This is a genomic window from Pseudomonas lactucae, from assembly GCF_036688725.1.
GTDB classification, from domain to species: Bacteria; Pseudomonadota; Gammaproteobacteria; order Pseudomonadales; family Pseudomonadaceae; genus Aquipseudomonas; species Aquipseudomonas lactucae.
Map to the genome: position 1 here is coordinate 1 of NZ_JAQQPT010000035.1, position 17,259 is coordinate 17,259.

Annotated in this window: 17 protein-coding genes and 1 tRNA gene; 10 read left to right on the forward strand and 8 right to left on the reverse strand. The window is 59.0% G+C overall.

From position 1 onward, the window contains the following. The first annotated feature begins 426 nt into the window (after positions 1-426). A complete protein-coding gene (mgtE, locus tag V6M90_RS29060; RefSeq protein ID WP_003175644.1) occupies positions 427-1,869 on the forward strand; it encodes a magnesium transporter in 1,443 nt (480 codons plus the stop codon). Between the two features lie 185 nt (positions 1,870-2,054). Here the strand turns inward: mgtE and V6M90_RS29065 are convergent, their stop codons facing one another. The 3 genes from V6M90_RS29065 to V6M90_RS29075 all read right to left on the reverse strand — a co-directional run bounded on the left by V6M90_RS29065 (position 2,055) and on the right by V6M90_RS29075 (position 3,187). Continuing rightward, positions 2,055-2,381, reverse strand: coding sequence for an Arc family DNA-binding protein (locus V6M90_RS29065; RefSeq protein ID WP_003175643.1), 327 nt, complete (start codon positions 2,379-2,381; stop codon positions 2,055-2,057). Positions 2,382-2,770: 389 nt separating this feature from the next. Continuing rightward, entirely contained in the window at positions 2,771-2,950 is a 180-nt protein-coding gene (locus V6M90_RS29070; RefSeq protein WP_003175642.1) for a PA3371 family protein, read from the reverse strand. Between the two features lie 12 nt (positions 2,951-2,962). Next, the gene (locus V6M90_RS29075) at positions 2,963-3,187 is read right to left on the reverse strand and encodes a hypothetical protein (RefSeq protein WP_003175641.1); all 225 of its coding nucleotides are present in this window, start codon (positions 3,185-3,187) and stop codon (positions 2,963-2,965) included. 327 nt (positions 3,188-3,514) lie between these two features. Between V6M90_RS29075 and V6M90_RS29080 the strand changes: the two genes are divergently transcribed. Together V6M90_RS29080 and V6M90_RS29085 are read left to right on the forward strand one after the other, a co-directional pair. Continuing rightward, positions 3,515-3,591: transfer RNA gene (locus V6M90_RS29080), tRNA-Arg, on the forward strand. Positions 3,592-3,865: 274 nt separating this feature from the next. Next, positions 3,866-5,251, forward strand: coding sequence for an MFS transporter (locus V6M90_RS29085; RefSeq protein WP_141063288.1), 1,386 nt, complete (start codon positions 3,866-3,868; stop codon positions 5,249-5,251). A gap of 59 nt (positions 5,252-5,310) precedes the next feature. Here V6M90_RS29085 and V6M90_RS29090 read toward each other — a convergent pair whose 3' ends face one another. The 4 genes from V6M90_RS29090 to flgA all read right to left on the reverse strand — a co-directional run bounded on the left by V6M90_RS29090 (position 5,311) and on the right by flgA (position 7,904). After that, complete coding sequence (locus V6M90_RS29090) at positions 5,311-6,060, reverse strand: flagellar brake protein (RefSeq protein ID WP_305427685.1); 750 nt, start codon at positions 6,058-6,060, stop codon at positions 5,311-5,313. Positions 6,061-6,155: 95 nt separating this feature from the next. Next, positions 6,156-6,626: a flagella synthesis protein FlgN gene (locus V6M90_RS29095; RefSeq protein ID WP_003175638.1), complete on the reverse strand. Its 471-nt coding sequence runs from the start codon at positions 6,624-6,626 to the stop codon at positions 6,156-6,158. Between the two features lie 48 nt (positions 6,627-6,674). Next, complete coding sequence (gene flgM / locus V6M90_RS29100) at positions 6,675-6,998, reverse strand: flagellar biosynthesis anti-sigma factor FlgM (protein ID WP_003175637.1); 324 nt, start codon at positions 6,996-6,998, stop codon at positions 6,675-6,677. Positions 6,999-7,139: 141 nt separating this feature from the next. Continuing rightward, the gene (gene flgA, locus V6M90_RS29105; protein ID WP_003175636.1) at positions 7,140-7,904 is read right to left on the reverse strand and encodes a flagellar basal body P-ring formation chaperone FlgA; all 765 of its coding nucleotides are present in this window, start codon (positions 7,902-7,904) and stop codon (positions 7,140-7,142) included. A gap of 80 nt (positions 7,905-7,984) precedes the next feature. Here flgA and V6M90_RS29110 point away from each other — a divergent pair, with 80 nt between their 5' ends. The 7 genes from V6M90_RS29110 to V6M90_RS29140 all read left to right on the forward strand — a co-directional run bounded on the left by V6M90_RS29110 (position 7,985) and on the right by V6M90_RS29140 (position 14,253). Beyond that, the gene (locus V6M90_RS29110; protein ID WP_003175635.1) at positions 7,985-8,917 is read left to right on the forward strand and encodes a chemotaxis protein CheV; all 933 of its coding nucleotides are present in this window, start codon (positions 7,985-7,987) and stop codon (positions 8,915-8,917) included. Between the two features lie 43 nt (positions 8,918-8,960). Then, positions 8,961-9,788: a protein-glutamate O-methyltransferase CheR gene (gene cheR, locus V6M90_RS29115; protein ID WP_003175634.1), complete on the forward strand. Its 828-nt coding sequence runs from the start codon at positions 8,961-8,963 to the stop codon at positions 9,786-9,788. Between the two features lie 248 nt (positions 9,789-10,036). After that, a complete protein-coding gene (gene flgB / locus V6M90_RS29120) occupies positions 10,037-10,444 on the forward strand; it encodes a flagellar basal body rod protein FlgB (protein WP_003175633.1) in 408 nt (135 codons plus the stop codon). Positions 10,445-10,447: 3 nt separating this feature from the next. Beyond that, positions 10,448-10,891: a flagellar basal body rod protein FlgC gene (gene flgC, locus V6M90_RS29125; RefSeq protein WP_003175632.1), complete on the forward strand. Its 444-nt coding sequence runs from the start codon at positions 10,448-10,450 to the stop codon at positions 10,889-10,891. A gap of 15 nt (positions 10,892-10,906) precedes the next feature. Next, positions 10,907-11,632 (forward strand): flagellar hook assembly protein FlgD, encoded by a 726-nt coding sequence (flgD, locus tag V6M90_RS29130; RefSeq protein ID WP_141063284.1) that lies wholly within the window; start codon positions 10,907-10,909, stop codon positions 11,630-11,632. Between the two features lie 31 nt (positions 11,633-11,663). Further along, positions 11,664-12,977, forward strand: coding sequence for a flagellar hook protein FlgE (flgE, locus tag V6M90_RS29135; protein WP_332847612.1), 1,314 nt, complete (start codon positions 11,664-11,666; stop codon positions 12,975-12,977). Positions 12,978-13,161: 184 nt separating this feature from the next. Further along, a complete protein-coding gene (locus V6M90_RS29140; protein ID WP_332847613.1) occupies positions 13,162-14,253 on the forward strand; it encodes a hypothetical protein in 1,092 nt (363 codons plus the stop codon). A gap of 90 nt (positions 14,254-14,343) precedes the next feature. Here V6M90_RS29140 and V6M90_RS29145 read toward each other — a convergent pair whose 3' ends face one another. Next, entirely contained in the window at positions 14,344-17,235 is a 2,892-nt protein-coding gene (locus V6M90_RS29145; RefSeq protein ID WP_003175627.1) for a ribonucleoside-diphosphate reductase subunit alpha, read from the reverse strand. Between the last annotated feature and the right edge of the window lie 24 nt (positions 17,236-17,259).

Consider the following 17,259-nt stretch of genomic DNA (forward strand, 5'->3'; position numbering starts at 1 on the left):
CACTCGTAGCTCAGCTGGATAGAGTACTCGGCTACGAACCGAGCGGTCACAGGTTCGAATCCTGTCGAGTGCACCATACAAACAAAAAGCCCGCCAAGTGCGGGCTTTTTGCCGTCTGGGATTTGGGTAGGATTTATCCCGGCCTCTGGTTTTTCTCCGGTCTCCATGTGTTTTCTTTTGCCATTGCGTCGTCGCAGTTCATAGATGCGGCCAATACTCAACTTTGTCTCGCAAGCGCTTGTTCTTTCCAGTTTTTTAACGTTAAAGACGCACGCAACGTGTATCATTGCGCCCGTCAGCCCCGCCGGGGCTTATGGAATACCTCCATGGACTTACCCAGTAGTGACTCAGTACCCCGTTTTACCAATCATGAATTGACTGATTGATCCTTCCGGCGTGCCCCGCTGCTGGGAGTGGAGTTCGCCTATGACCGAAGTAGAAGTAAAGAAAACACAAGAAAGCCTGCAGGATCGCCTGGCTCAAGTCGTCGAGCTGCTGCAGCGTCAACGTGTGGTCGAAGACCTTACACATCGCCAGGAAGGTCCGAATAACGACCTCGTCGAAAACCTGGTGCACCGGCAAAATCTTGTCGAGTTGCAACGCAAACTTGATGACCTGCACTCCGCCGACGTTGCTTATATCCTCGAGGCGCTGCCGCTCGATGATCGACTGACCCTCTGGCAGTTGGTCAAGGCCGACCGCGACGGCGATATCCTGCTCGAAGTATCCGATTCGGTCCGTGAAACGCTGATCGCCGACATGGACGATCACGAGCTGCTGGCTGCGGCCAAGGAAATGGACGCTGACGAACTGGCGGATCTCGCGCCGGAACTGCCCCGTGATGTCGTCCATGAGCTGATGGAAGCGCTGGACACGCAGCAGCGTGAGCGCGTGCGCTCCGCGCTGTCTTACGACGAGGATCAGGTCGGCGCGCTGATGGACTTCGAGATGGTCACCATCCGCGAAGACGTCAGCCTGGAAGTGGTATTGCGTTACTTGCGTCGCCTCAAGGAGCTGCCGGGTCATACCGACAAACTGTTTGTGGTCGACTACGAAGGTATTCTCAAGGGCGTACTGCCGATCAAGCGGCTGTTGGTCAACGATCCGGATAAGAAAGTCGCGGATTTGATGGCCAGCGATACGGTGAGCTTTCACCCTGACGAGGATGCCTACGACGCCGCCCAGGCATTCGAGCGTTACGACTTGATCTCGGCCCCGGTGGTCGACAAGAACGGCAAGCTCATTGGTCGTTTGACCATCGATGAAATCGTCGACTTGATCCGTGAAGAAAGTGAAACCGAAGTCCTCAACATGGCAGGTCTGCGTGAAGAGGAAGATATTTTTGCCTCGGTCTGGCGTTCGCTGCATAACCGCTGGGCCTGGCTGGCCATCAACCTGATTACCGCGTTTATCGCCTCCCGTGTGATCGGGCTGTTCGAGGGCTCCATCGAGAAGCTCGTGGCCCTGGCGGCGTTGATGCCGATTGTGGCGGGTATCGGTGGCAACTCCGGTAACCAGACCATCACCATGATTGTGCGGGCGATGGCGCTGGATCAGGTGAGCACGGCTAACTCGTCGCGGCTGCTGCGCAAGGAGTTGGCAGTGGGTCTGGTCAACGGCCTGGTGTGGGGTGGGGTGATAGGCGTGGTCGCCTACCTGCTCTACGGCAGTTGGTCCCTGGGTGTGGTAATGACAGCCGCCATGACGCTGAACCTGTTACTGGCTGCGTTTATGGGGGTGCTAATCCCGATGACGCTGGCACGCCTGGGCCGAGACCCGGCCATGGGCGCCAGTGTCATGATCACTGCCATGACCGACAGCGGCGGGTTCTTCATCTTCCTGGGCCTGGCGACGATCTTCCTGCTCTGACCCGGGTAGCTTTTCTCTAACATAGCCGCTGTCGAGCCCCGGCGAGGCTGCGTCAGCGGTGTATCAGACACACCGCTGACGCAGTCTCGCTGGGCTCGACAGCGGCTGCGTGCGATACAAAATCTATCCAAACTCCAGGCAAAAAAAAAGCCAGCACATGGCTGGCTTCGGCTTTCAGTTGCAGATCAATTGGCTTCTGCGGCCGCCTCGACGTCGTGCGCGATAAGCGAGACGAGGGCATTTTGCTGGCGGTGGGAGAGTTGGCGAAAACGCTGCAGCAGCTCGCGTTCGTGCAGCGACAACTCGGGGCTGTCCAGGCGCATGCTCAGCTCGTCACCCAGCGCACCTTCCTGAATAAGGCTCTGTTCCAGGCGCGCGATGATTTCGGAGTTCATGCTGCGGTGATGATTGCGAGCCACCTCGGCAATGCGTTCCCGCATTCCGTCTGGCAGACGTACGACGAACTTGTCAGCCGTACGGCTGGAATAAATTGCCTGTTTCAATGGGCGCATATATTTAACCGGTTAGTTCAGGGGAGCGGTTTTTGGAATTGGCCGCAAGATGAGTGTTAAGACAAGACTCACGACCAAAGTTCAACCCGAATTGCAAAGAGGCCGCATCATGCCTCAGATTTGCCAGTTCCTTGGCGTCAATTCTGTGACAAATATTGAACTGCCTAAAGGCTTTATGCCAGCACTCATTTGCATTTTTGCGGACTGGTTGGAAAACTTTTTCTCCGCGGCTGCGAGCGCTCAATTCGTACGCAGACCCAGGCCGCACAGGGGTTGAGGCCGCACATCGTATAGCAAAGTGGCCCTTTGCCCTTAACTATAAGACTAGTGGCAATTTGCCGATTTACTAGGGCAGGCGACGTAAGGTAGGGCGGGGAGGGGGGCTGGACTCAGCGCAGAACCGGGTCGAATTTGATACGGCGCCCTACGACAAGCGTCATCAGCAGCACACAGGCGCAAACCCCGCTGGCGACGAATGCGCTGGTCTGGGCGTCCGGCGAATCGCTGATCAACGCCAGTACGCAGGTGGCGGCGGTGAGGCACAGAAATAGCCAGGCAGATTTGCTCATGAAGTGGTTTCCTCAGAAAACCCAGCGTTCGGATGCGGGCGCAGCCTGGTTGCCTTGGGCCAGGCGTACTGGCGACTGAGCATTGGGCGTCATCACCGCCAGCAGTGGGCGTTGTTGCAGGTGGTGGGGCACGGCCTGGCTGATCTGCGCCGGGTCGCTGTTGTTCGATTGGATATGGAACATCACCAGCGCGGCCAGGGCTACGGCGTTGAGGGCTAACAGAAGGGCACTGTTCATGATCACATTCTCCGTTTGACGCCGTGGCTGGGTAGGTGGTGTGGAAGATATATAGCAGGTCTCGTGCCAATCCATTAACTCAGTAAAATCAATGAGTTAGTTGAGTTCTGGAGAGGGCTTTCGTTGCAAATTGCAATGATGGCATTTTGGGGTAGTGCGTTTTGCACGACCTGCCATCGATGCCCGGGTTTGCGGGGCGAAGTCGGCGTGAGCGGGCCAAGGATCGCCCTACATTCAAAAAGCCCACGGACGACATGACAAAACCCACCTCGGCCGTTAACATGCACGCCGTCCGTCGCAACGCCCCTGGTCGTGCGGCTGTCATTTGTCCCAGTAGCTCAATTGGATAGAGCATCCCCCTCCTAAGGGGAAGGTTGGCCGTTCGAACCGGCCCTGGGACACCAGATTAGAAGCCTCGCCGAGTATTTGCGGCGGGGCTTTTTTATGCGCGTCAGGTCTTTTCAAGAGCCGATCGAACCTTGCCGCCGATCGAGGTTCACAGCAGGTGCGTCGTGTATTTCTCGACAGGGTGTACCTCGCATGCCACTCGGCAGCGTCTGAGCTGTTCTAGCAAAATAATCCCCGGAATCAGACTTTACCGCCTGTCCGGAACCGGCCACCCGGGACTATCATGCCGATAGCCCTGTCTCTCACCGCAAGGAGCCGCTCGGACCGCCGATGCGCCAGATCTGGAAATCTTTTCGAGCCCTTTATTTCGCCTCCTTGATGATGCTGATCGGTTCCGGCCTGCTCAGTACCTACCTGGCCTTGCGCCTGGCGGCCGACCATGTCGACAGCCTGTGGGTGGGTGCGCTGATGGCGGCCAACTACTTCGGCCTGGTGTTGGGCGGCAAGATCGGGCATCGCCTGATTGCCCGCGTCGGGCATATTCGCGCCTATGCCACCTGTGCCGGCATTGTCGGCGCGGCGGTGCTGGGGCATGGGCTGGTTGACTGGCTGCCGGCCTGGATCGTACTGCGGGTGATTGTGGGCCTCGGGATGATGTGTCAGTACATGGTCATCGAAAGCTGGCTCAATGAGCAGGCCGATGCCAAGCAGCGGGGCGTGGTGTTCAGCGGCTATATGATCGCGTCCTACCTGGGCCTGGTGTTGGGCCAACTGATCCTGGTGATGCATCCCCAGCTCGGCCTCGAATTGCTGATGCTGGTGGCGCTGTGCTTTGCCCTGTGCCTGGTGCCGGTGGCCATGACGCGACGTATTCACCCGGCGCCCCTGCACCCAGCACCGATGGAGCCGCGCTTCTTTATCAAGCGCGTGCCGCAGTCGTTGAGCACGGTGCTGGGCGCGGGGTTGATCGTCGGTTCTTTCTATGGCCTGGCGCCGCTGTATGCCTCGCAGCAGGGGCTCACCACCGAGCAGGTCGGCTTGTTCATGGGTAGCTGCATTTTTGCCGGCTTGCTCGTGCAGTGGCCGCTGGGCTGGTTGTCGGACCGTTATGACCGAGCGCTGCTGATTCGCTGTTTTGCCCTGTGCCTGGCGGTGGCGGCGTTGCCGCTGGCGATCATGACCCGGGTGCCGCTGGAAATGTTATTCGTTGCGGGTTTCCTGTGTTCGCTGGTGCAGTTCTGCCTGTATCCACTGGCGGTGGCGTTCTCCAATGACCATGTGGAAGGCGATCGCCGGGTATCGCTGACCGCCATGCTGCTGGTGACCTACGGCGTCGGCGCCAGCATCGGACCGCTGTTGGCGGGTGTGGTCATGAAGCTGTTCGGCAGCCAGATGCTCTATGCGTTTTTCAGCTTGTGCGCATTGATCCTGGTGTGGCGCATTCGGCCGAAGGCGGTGACCAACCTGCATCAGGTCGAGGATGCGCCGCTGCATCACGTGGCGATGCCTGACAGTATGTCCAGCTCGCCCCTGGTGGCGGCCCTTGACCCGCGGGTGGATGAGCAAGTGGTGCAGGACCAGATGCAGACGACGGTGGAACCTGAGCCTGCGGCTGAGCCGGAGCAGCCGATGGCCGAGGAGCCCGCCGCCGACGCGCCGCCCGACCCCCTTGACCCGGACGAACACCCCCACGACTTGAGCAGGGCGCGCCCCTGAATGCAAAAACGGGCAGATCCCCAAAGGATCTGCCCGTTTTTTGTTACGCCGTTTATGCTTTAAAAGTCGTCGTCTTTGTCGAAGCGCCGCGCTTCACGCTGCAGCTGATACACAAAACGCTCAACCTGGCGCTGCACCAGGCCGCTCATGTTGTGGAAGCGCACACCGGCGAACGTGGTGTTGATCTTATCTTCGAAGTGCAGATAGCGCAGTTCCACGGCGGTGGTCATGCTGCCAAAGGGCAGTGCGGCGACGAAGCGGTCGTAGACCTGGCCCAGTTGCAGGCGTTCGGAAATGTCGCCTTCAAAGCGCAACTTGCAGCCGGTGGCGGAAATATCCAGCAATTTGCCGCTGACCGGCGCCTTGAGTTTTTCGCCACCCAGTTCGATATTGACCAGTTGTGCCAGTTTCAGCGCGGCCCGGAAGGCGTTGCGACGCTGGTGGTAGACCACTTCGTTCGGCAGGCTGCCGGTGTAGATGCGGTGGCCGTCTTTTTCGCTGGTGGTCAGGCTGCCGTTGCTTTCCCAGGCGACGCGTACGCCATCGTGGAAGCCTTCGATGCGAAAGGGCTCGCCGTTTTCGAGGTGGCGCTCGCCGTCGCGCGGGATCATTTCATCCAGCGCCAGGGTACCGCGTTCACGGTTGACGTCCACCAGATAGCTCTGGAAGCGTTGGCTGCGCTCATGGAAGGTGATGATCAACGGATCATGACTGTCTTGCAGCATCCGCAAGGTGCCGGCGATTTCCAGAGGCGTGGTGAGCACCTTGGGTGGCTGCGGAGCATCTTCCGCATTAAGGGCGTTGAACACGGTTCTTCCATCTCCAGACAAAGTACGACTGCACGCAGAACCGGCATTTTGCCAGCATCTTGCACGCCTTGGATAGGCCGCGCTGTAAACCGGTGTCAGGCTTGGCTGCGGGTGCTTGGCTTGACCAGACGCGAGGTGGAGCCTTGTGCGTTATACAGGGCTGGAGGCTCCCCGCCGTGCAGTATACGCAACTGGTTGGCCGTCGTAGCTTGCTGAAGCTGGATCGACTGACCGTTATGCAGGTTGGCTTCCTGGCACTGGGCGAGCAATTGAGTGAGTTCTTTGCTCTGGGAGAGCAGTTGGTCGCCGACCGAGGAGTGGCTGGCCAGTTGAGCCAGGCCGTCGTGGTCTGCCGGCAGGCCAAGGCTGATGAGGATTTGGCTGCGTTTCTTGCCGTGCTGTTCCAGCAGGACAATCAACGACTGCTTGCGCGCCAGGATTTCTTCCAGCAGCGGCATGTCCCGGCCATAGAGGGCCAGGGATTCTTCTTTGAGCAGCTCGAGCAATTGTTGCGTCGGCGCTAGATCATCAATGATCAGTTGCAGCAAATTTTCGTCGTGATGCATGGCTGGCCTTGGGGTTTAAGCGTCCAAAAGCCCTGCGCAGGCATTTGCCTAGCGCTCGGCTTCGAAATTAAGCAGCTTGCTGGCTACACGGTTGCTGTCGACTGTATAGCTGCCATCGGCGATTGCCTGTTTCAATTCGGCCACACGGGCTTTATTGACCACCGGTTGATCGCGCAGCGAGTCAGTGACCTTCTGCAACTGTTGAGCCTCATTGCTCAGGTGTACGGATTCCCCGCTCTGGCTGGCACTTGCCTGTTCTGCCTTGGCGGGCAGTGGCTGGGCCTTGGCTTCGACGCTTTCTTTGGCACCGGTAGTGCGCGTAGAGCCTGACGTCGACGGGGTGTTATTCAAACGTGTGAAATCGATGACCATGATAAAAAAACCTCTGGGTATTTGGACGCTTGCCATGTTTTCGGCAATACCCGGACGAACTTTAGGCGCGAATGACAATAAATCTGCGCAGAGAATACTTCGCACACAGTGTAGGAAAACCTGGCGTCCTGTACCAGCAATCTATAGCGCCACCTCGACTTGGCCGGGCGCCGTGACCCGCGCCTTGATCACACGATTGGAATTGAGGTTCTTTACCCGAATCTGTTCACTCATGCCTCCGTTGGACAAGGCTTCACCCGGCATTTTCACGTTCAGAGTGCCGCTGCTGGCGGAAATCACCACCTGGTCGCCCTTGCGAATCACCTCGGCCTGTTCCAGGTGTACCAGGGTAATGACTTGGTCGGTGACCACTGGTCGGGTCAATTTTTGCCCGAGCGCCTGATCGAGCGACGTCAGGTAGCCCTGGTTGATCTGGCTGATATCGCGTTCGCGCAGCACGACGTCCTCGAAACCGATGATGCTGGTGCGTTTCAGCGGCCGGGCAACCACCACCACATCGCGGTACAACTTGACCTGAGCCGGCACGAACACTGTCCAGGGCGAGGCGCCGTCGCAGCGTACGCGCACCGTCACGCGGCCGATGGGTTGGGCGGGGCTTTCCAGGGTTGCTGTCAATTCCTTGTCGCACATGGGCATGCGCAGGCGCGGGTCCAGCGGGTTGACCTGGATTTCATAACGCCCCGGTGTCTGTGTGGTTGCCAGATAATCTTCTACAGTGAACTCAAGAAAGCCCTGAGTGACGCCGATAAGGAGATCAGGCAAGGTGACGTTGTCTGCGCGGGCCGTGGCGCCCATGCACACAGCAAGCAGCGCCACCGAGACGCAGAGCCATCTGCGATACCGTGGGAACCTGGGGCGTCGGGAAACTGTCGTTTTAATGTCCATGGCCAGTAAATAGCAAAGCTCGTGCCGTTTAGTGTCGGGTGCGCGTCGCACCTCAAAGGTTTTAGCGTAGGAGTCTGGGCATGGCAGGTGTAATGGATTCAGTAAACCAGCGCACACAGCTGGTAGGGCAGAATCGCCTGGAGTTGCTGCTGTTTCGTCTGGACGGCAAGCAGCTGTATGGCATCAACGTGTTCAAGGTGCGGGAAGTGCTGCAATGCCCCAAGCTGACGATCATGCCCAAATCCAGCCCGGTGGTGTGTGGGGTGGCTAACATTCGGGGTGCGACCATCCCGATTCTTGACCTCGCGCTGGCGACGGGGTCGGCAGGTTTGCAGGACCGCGAAAACCCGTTCGTGATCATTACCGAATACAACACCAAGACCCAGGGCTTCCTGGTGCGCTCGGTGGAGCGCATCGTCAACATGAACTGGGAAGAGATCCATCCGCCGCCCAAGGGCACCGGCCGCGATCACTACCTGACGGCGGTGACGCGGGTGGATAATCAGTTGGTGGAAATCATCGACGTGGAGAAGATCCTCGCCGAAGTGGCCCCGACCTCCGAGAGCATTTCGGTCGGTGTGGTGGATGCCGAGACGGCACACAAGGCGGTGTCACTGCGTGTGCTCACGGTGGATGACTCCTCGGTGGCGCGCAAACAGGTGACCCGTTGCCTGCAGACCGTCGGTGTGGATGTGGTGGCGCTCAACGATGGCCGCCAGGCGTTGGATTACCTGCGCAAGCTGGTGGAGGAAGGCAAGAAACCGGAAGAAGAATTCTTGATGATGATTTCCGACATCGAGATGCCGGAAATGGACGGTTATACTCTCACGGCCGAGATACGCAGCGATCCACGTATGCAGAAATTGCATATCGTCCTGCATACTTCATTGTCAGGTGTATTCAACCAGGCGATGGTCAAGAAGGTCGGTGCCGATGACTTCCTGGCCAAATTCCGGCCTGATGACCTGGCATCCCGGGTAGTTGACCGGATCAAGGCAGCAGATCACGGCTAGGGCTTTTTTCCCTGGCGGTCATACGATTTTAGAGGCGGTATCAGTGTCGACAGGTAATTTGGATTTTGAGCAGTTCCGGGTATTCCTGGAAAAGGCCTGTGGCATATTGCTTGGTGAAAACAAGCAATACCTGGTGTCCAGCCGTCTCAACAAGCTGATGGAACAGCAGGGTATCAAGTCCCTGGGCGAGTTGGTCCAGCGGATCCAGGGCCAGCCTCGCGGCGGCCTGAAAGAGATGGTGGTCGACGCCATGACCACCAATGAAACCCTGTGGTTTCGCGACACCTATCCGTTCGAGGTGCTCAAGAGCAAAGTGCTGCCCGAGGCCATCAAGGCCAGTCCGGGCCAGCGTTTGCGCATCTGGTCGGCGGCCTGCTCTTCGGGGCAGGAACCGTATTCGATCTCGATGTCCATCGATGAGTTCGAACGGACCAACATGGGCCAGTTGAAGGCCGGCGCGCAAATTGTCGCCACCGACCTGTCCGGCACCATGCTCACCAACTGCAAGACCGGTGAGTACGACAGCCTGGCGCTGGGCCGTGGGTTGTCCCAGGAGCGCCTGCAACGTTACTTCGAGCCCAAAGGGGCCGGACGTTGGGCGATCAAGGCGCCGATCAAGAACCGCGTGGAGTTTCGTTCGTTCAACCTGCTCGACAGCTACGCCAGTTTGGGCAAGTTCGACATGGTGTTTTGCCGCAATGTGCTGATCTACTTTTCCGCCGAGGTGAAGAAAGACATCCTGTTGCGCATCCATGGCACCCTCAAGCGCGGCGGCTACCTGTTCCTTGGTGCGTCCGAGGCGCTGAATGGCTTGCCGGATCATTTCCAGATGGTGCAGTGCAGCCCGGGCATCATCTACCAGGCTAAATAAGCCGTCGTACCAGTCAAAATGTGGGAGGGGGCTTACCCCCTCCCACATTTTTTTTGCGGCAAGTTTCGAACGAGCGGCAACTCCCCATTGCCGCTTTACTGGCACCACGCGGAAACCGATTGCCGCTTTTCTGGCATTGCCGCCGGCAAGCACCTCGCAAACCCTTGGTATACGGGCCTTCGAAGAATTGGCATGCGCCTTGCTATAGCCCTGTTAACGAACAGCAGGTCAGCCTAAAGGTTTCCGCCATGAGCATCAGCTTCGATAAAGCGCTCGGTATCCACGAACAAGCCCTGGGCTTCCGCGCCCAGCGTGCCGAAGTCCTGGCCAACAACATTGCCAACGCCGACACCCCGAACTACAAGGCTCGGGACCTGGACTTCTCCGCCGTGCTCGCCGCACAGCAGGACAAGACCAAGAACGGCACCTTCGCCCTGAACATGACCAACAGCCGTCATATCGAAGCGCAAGGCCTGAGCAGTGGTGACGAGTCGTTGCTGTATCGCACGCCGATGCAGCCGTCGATCGACCAGAACACCGTCGACGCCCAGCTGGAGCAATCGGCCTACGCCGAGAACTCGGTGAACTTTCAGGCCAGCTTTACCCTGCTCAACAGCAAATTCAAAGGGCTGATGTCAGCCCTGCGTGGAGAGTAAGCCATGTCCCTGTCCAGTGTTTTCAATATTGCCGGTAGTGGCATGAGTGCCCAGACCACGCGCCTCAACACCGTCGCCAGTAACATCGCCAACGCCGAGACCGTGTCTTCGAGCATTGACCAGACCTACCGCGCCCGTCACCCGGTGTTCGCCACCATGTTCCAGGCCGGCCAGAACGGTGGCAGCGATTCGCTGTTCCAGGAGCAGGACGCCGCCGGCAAAGGCGTGCAGGTGCTCGGCGTGGTCGAAGACCAGAGCAACCTTGAAGCGCGTTATGAGCCCAATCACCCGGCGGCGAACGAAAAAGGCTACGTGTACTACCCGAACGTCAACGTGGTCGAGGAAATGGCAGACATGATTTCCGCCAGCCGTTCGTTCCAGACCAACGCGGAAATGATGAACACCGCCAAAACCATGATGCAGAAGGTCCTGACCCTGGGTCAGTGATAAGGGGCGCCAATAATGGCCATCGTTGATACGTCTACCAACACGGCAGTCCAGGACCTTTTCAATTCCAAGGTCAAGACTGCAACGGACAACAGCAGCCTGGGTGACGCTTCCAAGGCCGCGACGGGCAACCAGTCGCTGGGCAAGGACGCGTTCCTGCAGCTGCTGGTGACCCAACTGAAAAACCAGAACCCGCTGTCGCCCCAGGACAACGGTGCCTTCGTGGCCCAGCTGGCGCAGTTCAGCAGCCTGGAAGGCATCAATACCCTGAACGATTCGGTGAACAACATCTCCAGCAACTTCAGCTCCTCGCAGGCGCTGCAGGCTTCGTCGCTGGTGGGGCGTTCGATCATCACCCAGACCGACAAGGCACTGGTGGATACCAGCAAGAGCATGACCGGTTCGGTGGCGGTGACAGCGGCGACCGGCAACGTCGCCGTGAAGATCACCGACAAAGACGGCAACGTGGTGCGCACTCTCGATCTGGGTGCTCAGAACGCTGGTACGTCGGACTTTATCTGGGATGGCAAGAACGACAACGGCGAGGTCGCGCCAGCCGGCACCTACACCTTTGCGGCCACGACCAAGAATGACAAGGGCGACTCCGTGGCCCTGGCGACTTCGCTGCCGGCAACGGTGACCAGCGTGACGTTGAGCAAGACCGGCGGCGAAATGCTGCTGAACCTTGCAGGTGGCATGGGCAGCGTGAAGCTGTCGCAAATTCAGACTATTGGTACATAGAGCCGGCTAGATACGGCAGAGGGAGAGAAACATGTCTTTTAACATCGGCCTTAGCGGCCTCTATGCGGCCAACAAACAGCTGGACGTGACCGGTAACAACATTGCCAACGTCGCGACCACTGGCTTCAAGTCGTCCCGTGCGGAATTCGCCGACATCTACGCGGCGTCCAAGCTGGGCACCGGCCAGAACAGCATCGGCAATGGCGTGAACCTGGCGGCGGTGTCCCAGCAGTTCACTCAGGGTGACGTCAACGGCAGCGGCGGCATTCTGGACATGGCGATCCAGGGCGGCGGCTTCTTCGTGCAGAAGGGCAGCGACGGTTCGCTGGAGTACACCCGCAGTGGTGCCTTCCGTGCCGACAAGGACGGCTTCATCACCAACAACACCGGCACCTCGCGCCTGCAAGGCTACGCGGCGGATGAAGACGGCAAAATCATCAAGGGCGGCCTGACCGACCTGCAACTGAACCTGTCGAACCTGCCGCCGAAGGCGTCCACCAAAGTCGACTCCACCAGCAACCTGAACTCCTCGGAGCCGGTGATCGACCAGACGCTCAAGCCGTTCGATCCCTCCGATACCAGCACGTTCACCACTCAGTACAGCACCACCTTGTATGACTCCCAGGGCAATGCGCACCCCATGGTGCAATACCTGGTGAAAACCGACGGCAACAAGTGGAACGCCTACACACTGATTGACGGTCGCAACCCGAACGGTTCGTCGCCAACGGGCGGTACCCCGCCTACGCCGCCTGTAGCGTCGACCTTGACCTTTGACGGCGCTGGCAAGCTGTCGAGCATTGTCACCGGGGGGAGCTCCAGCACCACCCTGACCCTGACCGGTTGGGTGCCCGGTACTGTGACCAACGGTGTATGGAAGGCAAACGGCGCGGATGCCAACCCTACGGGTATCGCCATCAATATGGCGAACATCACCCAGTACAACTCGGCCACCTACCGTAACCCACCGATCACCGACGGCTATGCCACCGGTCAGATCACCGGCCTGAAAATCGACGGCAACGGCGTCATGTTCGCCACGTTCAGCAACCAGCAGAGCAAGGCCATCGGCCAGATCTCCCTGGCCAGCTTCAACAACGAACAGGGCCTGCAGCCTGCCGGCAGTACCACCTGGAGAGAGACGTTCGCCTCGGGCCAGCCGGGTTACGACACCCCGCAATCCGGTACCTTGGGGTCGATCGTGGCCAACTCCCTGGAGAACTCCAACGTCAACCTGACCAACGAGCTGGTGGACCTGATCAAGGCCCAGAGCAACTATCAGGCGAACGCCAAGACCATCTCCACCCAGAGCACCATCATGCAGACCATCATTCAGATGACCTGATGCCTTAGGTGCCCGATAAAAAACCCTCGTTTGAGGGTTTTTTTTTACCTTTCAATCGACTCAAGCGCCAATTCTCACCGCCCGGCCAATCGCAAGCTGACAACGATCGGTTGGAACGCCTTCGACCTGTTTCGCCACCCATCGTGCCTGGGGCCGCTGAGCCTGTGTTGATGGGGAAGAAGGTATGGACGGTGTAAGGGCGGTGGGCGGCGGCCATAAGGTCGGGGGCGTGCGTTTCGATCCAGCAGGGGCGGGGTACTCCCTGAGGGGGAAAGCGCCGACAGACATTCCCAAACAAGATCCGACGGCCGATAAAGACACCGTCGTGAAACTGCTCAAGGCACTTGAAGATGCGCAGATGACCGGCAAGGACCAGACGGTTCGGGACCTGCGCGACAAGCTCAAGGATATTCGCGAGCAATTGGGTGACGAGAAGCTCAGGCAGATACTTGAGCAACTCAAAGAAGAAAGGCTGCGCAGCTGGATCGAGCTGTTAAAGAAGCTGTTTCCTGATTTGTTTCCAGATACACCTTCGCCTTCACCGTCTCCGCAGCCATCGCCAGGTGGTGGTGGTGGTGGTGGTGGCGGCGGCGGGGCTAGGCCCAACCCAAACCATTTCGGTCCCCGCGAGCCCATGAGTAATCTGCCGATTACCGAGGGGGCCAGACACTTCAATTACACGCCTGACCAGAGTAATCCAGGGAAAAAACCCGAGAACATTTGGAGTGGATTCAGCCAGGGGCCGGATGGCAACTGCGTCACTGTTTCAGCGATAAAGGGGGCGATGATGAAGTTTGGGCAGAAGCCCACCGACGTTTTCCGCGAGGTCACGGAAACGGGAGAGGGTTATAAGGTGAAAATGCGCGATGGATTCGAACTGTATTTATCCAGGAGCGAATTGCAGCAGGCGGCGAGATACGCGCAGTTCAAAGGGGATAATCCCGCCATGATGACCGACGCCAACTTCATGTTCGCAGCGAGTGCCAAGCGTGCGCAGATGGAGGGCAACGGTTTGGATGATCACCCCCTCGAGGCGAGAAAGAGTTTTGCCCATGCGATGCAAAGCTTGAACAACGGCGAAATACCTCATGAGGCATTGGACCGTCTGGGGCTCAAAGGCCTCTATCGGCAATCTTCAAGTAGTGAGCTTGCGAGCGGCAAGCTTGGGGTGGTGGCCTACGATCGCCACTCAATGGCGGTCATCGACGGACGGGTGGAATTGTGGGGGCGACGAGGCGGCTCGCCAAAGCAGGGGGTGGCGTACGCCTTTCTCTAGGCGACAAACGAAAAAGCCAGATATCCCCCCTTGCAGTGGGCTATCTGGCTTTTTCAATCACGGGCGGCGTACGCCCGCAATCCGCTCAGCTTATTGGCAAGCTTCGCAATCCGGCTCGTCAATCGCGCAGGCTTTTGGTACTGGCGCCGGACCGGCTGGAGCAGCCAGGACCGAATCATCACCGTGGTTGCCGCTGGATACAGCGTTCAGCTTACCGGTGTTGATGGTCGACTTCTCGGTGCTGGTCGCGGCCAGGGCACGGAGGTAATAAGTGGTTTTCAGGCCACGGTACCAAGCCATGCGGTAGGTCACGTCGAGCTTCTTGCCCGAAGCGCCGGCGATGTACAGGTTCAGGGACTGCGCCTGGTCGATCCACTTCTGACGACGGCTGGCGGCGTCAACAATCCACTTGGTGTCCACTTCGAACGCAGTCGCGTAGAGCTCTTTGAGCTCTTGCGGGATGCGCTCGATCTGCTGCACGGAACCGTCGTAGTACTTGAGGTCGTTGATCATCACCGAGTCCCACAGGCCACGGGCTTTCAGGTCGCGAACCAGGTACGGGTTGATCACGGTGAATTCGCCCGACAGGTTCGATTTCACATACAGGTTCTGGTAGGTCGGTTCGATCGACTGCGACACGCCAGTGATGTTGGCGATGGTCGCGGTCGGTGCGATGGCCATGATGTTGGAGTTACGAATACCTTTCTGCACACGGGCACGTACCGGCGCCCAGTCCAGGGTTTCGTTCAGGTCAACGTCGATGTACTTCTGGCCACGCTGCTCGATCAGGATCTGTTGCGAATCCAGCGGCAGGATGCCCTTGGACCACAGCGAGCCCTGGAACGTCTCGTAGGCGCCGCGCTCGTCGGCCAGGTCGCAGGACGCCTGGATCGCGTAGTAGCTGACCGCTTCCATGGACTTGTCGGCGAACTCGACCGCCGCATCCGAACCGTACGGAATGTGCTGCAGGTACAAAGCGTCCTGGAAGCCCATGATGCCCAGACCGACCGGACGGTGCTTGAAGTTGGAGTTCTGCGCCTGCGGCACCGAGTAGTAGTTGATGTCGATCACGTTATCAAGCATGCGAACTGCGGTGTTGACGGTGCGTTCCAGCTTGGCGGTGTCCAGCTTGCCGTTGACGATGTGGTTCGGCAGGTTGATCGAGCCCAGGTTGCAAACGGCGATCTCGTCCTTGTTGGTGTTCAAGGTGATCTCGGTGCACAGGTTCGAGCTGTGGACCACGCCCACGTGCTGCTGCGGGCTGCGCAGGTTGCATGGGTCCTTGAAGGTCAACCATGGGTGGCCGGTTTCGAACAGCATGGAGAGCATTTTGCGCCACAGGTCTTTGGCCTGGATGGTCTTGAACAGCTTGATCTTGCCAGGGTACTGGGCCAGGGCCTCGTAGTACTCGTAGCGCTCTTCGAAGGCCTTGCCGGTCAGGTCGTGCAGGTCCGGCACTTCGGAAGGCGAGAACAGGGTCCATTGGCCGTCATCGAAGACGCGCTTCATGAACAGGTCGGGGATCCAGTTGGCGGTGTTCATGTCGTGGGTACGACGACGGTCATCACCGGTGTTCTTGCGCAGCTCGATGAACTCTTCAATGTCCATGTGCCAGGTTTCCAGGTAGGCACACACCGCGCCTTTGCGCTTGCCGCCCTGGTTGACCGCTACGGCGGTGTCGTTCACGACTTTGAGGAAGGGTACGACGCCCTGGGACTTGCCGTTGGTGCCCTTGATGTACGAACCCAACGCACGAACCGGCGTCCAGTCGTTACCCAGGCCACCGGCGAATTTGGACAGCATGGCGTTGTCGTGGATCGCGTGATAGATGCCCGACAGGTCATCCGGCACGGTGGTCAGGTAGCAGCTCGACAGCTGTGGACGCAGGGTGCCGGCGTTGAACAGCGTCGGGGTCGACGACATGTAGTCGAAGGACGACAGCAGGTTGTAGAACTCGATCGCACGGTCTTCCTTGTGCTTCTCTTCGATCGCCAGGCCCATGGCCACGCGCATGAAGAACACCTGCGGCAGTTCGAAGCGGATGCCGTCCTTGTGGATGAAGTAACGGTCGTACAGGGTTTGCAGGCCCAGGTAGGTGAACTGCTGGTCACGCTCGTGGTTGATCGCCTTGCCGAGTTTTTCCAGGTCGAAGGTGGCCAGGACCGGGTTCAGCAATTCGAATTCGATACCCTTGGCGATGTAGGCAGGCAGGGCCTTGGCGTACAGGTCGGCCATTTCGTGGTGGGTGGCGCTGTCGGCCACGCCGAGGAAGCCCAGGCCTTCGGCGCGCAGGGTGTCCATCAGCAGGCGCGCGGTGACGAACGAGTAGTTCGGCTCACGCTCCACCAGGGTACGGGCGGTCATCACCAGGGCGGTGTTGACGTCGGTCAGGGCCACGCCGTCGTACAGGTTCTTCAGGGTTTCGCGCTGGATCAGGTCACCGTCGACTTCTTCCAGGCCTTCGCAGGCCTCGGTGATGATGGTGTTCAGGCGGCCCAGGTCCAGCGGCGCAAAGCTGCCGTCGGCCAGGGTGATACGGATCGATGGGTGAGCTTGCACGGCTTCGGCGGCCGGGGCGTGCACGGCACGCTCCTTGGCGCGCGAGTCGCGGTAGATCACGTAGTCACGGGCGACTTTCTGCTCGCCGGCACGCATCAGGGCCAGTTCGACCTGGTCCTGGATTTCTTCGATGTGGATGGTGCCGCCCGATGGCATGCGACGTTTGAAGGTGGCGGTGACTTGTTCGGTCAGACGGGCAACGGTGTCGTGGATGCGCGACGAAGCGGCAGCGTTGCCGCCTTCAACTGCAAGGAACGCTTTGGTGATGGCGACGGTGATTTTGTCATCGGTGTAAGGAACGACAGTGCCGTTGCGCTTGATCACGCGCAGTTGACCAGGTGCGGTGGCGGACAGATCCATATTCGAATCAGCGGCCTGCGGCACGGAGCCCTGCGGGTTCTCGCGAGTTGTGTCGGTTTGCATGGGGGGTTGTCTCCACGTTCTATA

What these genes read in the sequence shown, in the direction of transcription:
- V6M90_RS29110 (WP_003175635.1), top strand. Translation starts at nt 7,985, where the DNA reads ATGGCAGGTGTAATGGATTCAGTAAACCAGCGCACACAGCTGGTAGGG.
- flgB (WP_003175633.1), top strand. Translation starts at nt 10,037, where the DNA reads ATGAGCATCAGCTTCGATAAAGCGCTCGGTATCCACGAACAAGCCCTG.
- V6M90_RS29065 (WP_003175643.1), bottom strand. Translation starts at nt 2,381, where the DNA reads ATGCGCCCATTGAAACAGGCAATTTATTCCAGCCGTACGGCTGACAAG.
- V6M90_RS29085 (WP_141063288.1), top strand. Translation starts at nt 3,866, where the DNA reads ATGCGCCAGATCTGGAAATCTTTTCGAGCCCTTTATTTCGCCTCCTTG.
- flgD (WP_141063284.1), top strand. Translation starts at nt 10,907, where the DNA reads ATGGCCATCGTTGATACGTCTACCAACACGGCAGTCCAGGACCTTTTC.
- flgE (WP_332847612.1), top strand. Translation starts at nt 11,664, where the DNA reads ATGTCTTTTAACATCGGCCTTAGCGGCCTCTATGCGGCCAACAAACAG.
- V6M90_RS29075 (WP_003175641.1), bottom strand. Translation starts at nt 3,187, where the DNA reads ATGAACAGTGCCCTTCTGTTAGCCCTCAACGCCGTAGCCCTGGCCGCG.
- V6M90_RS29140 (WP_332847613.1), top strand. Translation starts at nt 13,162, where the DNA reads ATGGACGGTGTAAGGGCGGTGGGCGGCGGCCATAAGGTCGGGGGCGTG.
- V6M90_RS29070 (WP_003175642.1), bottom strand. Translation starts at nt 2,950, where the DNA reads ATGAGCAAATCTGCCTGGCTATTTCTGTGCCTCACCGCCGCCACCTGC.
- V6M90_RS29145 (WP_003175627.1), bottom strand. Translation starts at nt 17,235, where the DNA reads ATGCAAACCGACACAACTCGCGAGAACCCGCAGGGCTCCGTGCCGCAG.
- flgA (WP_003175636.1), bottom strand. Translation starts at nt 7,904, where the DNA reads ATGGACATTAAAACGACAGTTTCCCGACGCCCCAGGTTCCCACGGTAT.
- flgM (WP_003175637.1), bottom strand. Translation starts at nt 6,998, where the DNA reads ATGGTCATCGATTTCACACGTTTGAATAACACCCCGTCGACGTCAGGC.
- mgtE (WP_003175644.1), top strand. Translation starts at nt 427, where the DNA reads ATGACCGAAGTAGAAGTAAAGAAAACACAAGAAAGCCTGCAGGATCGC.
- V6M90_RS29095 (WP_003175638.1), bottom strand. Translation starts at nt 6,626, where the DNA reads ATGCATCACGACGAAAATTTGCTGCAACTGATCATTGATGATCTAGCG.
- flgC (WP_003175632.1), top strand. Translation starts at nt 10,448, where the DNA reads ATGTCCCTGTCCAGTGTTTTCAATATTGCCGGTAGTGGCATGAGTGCC.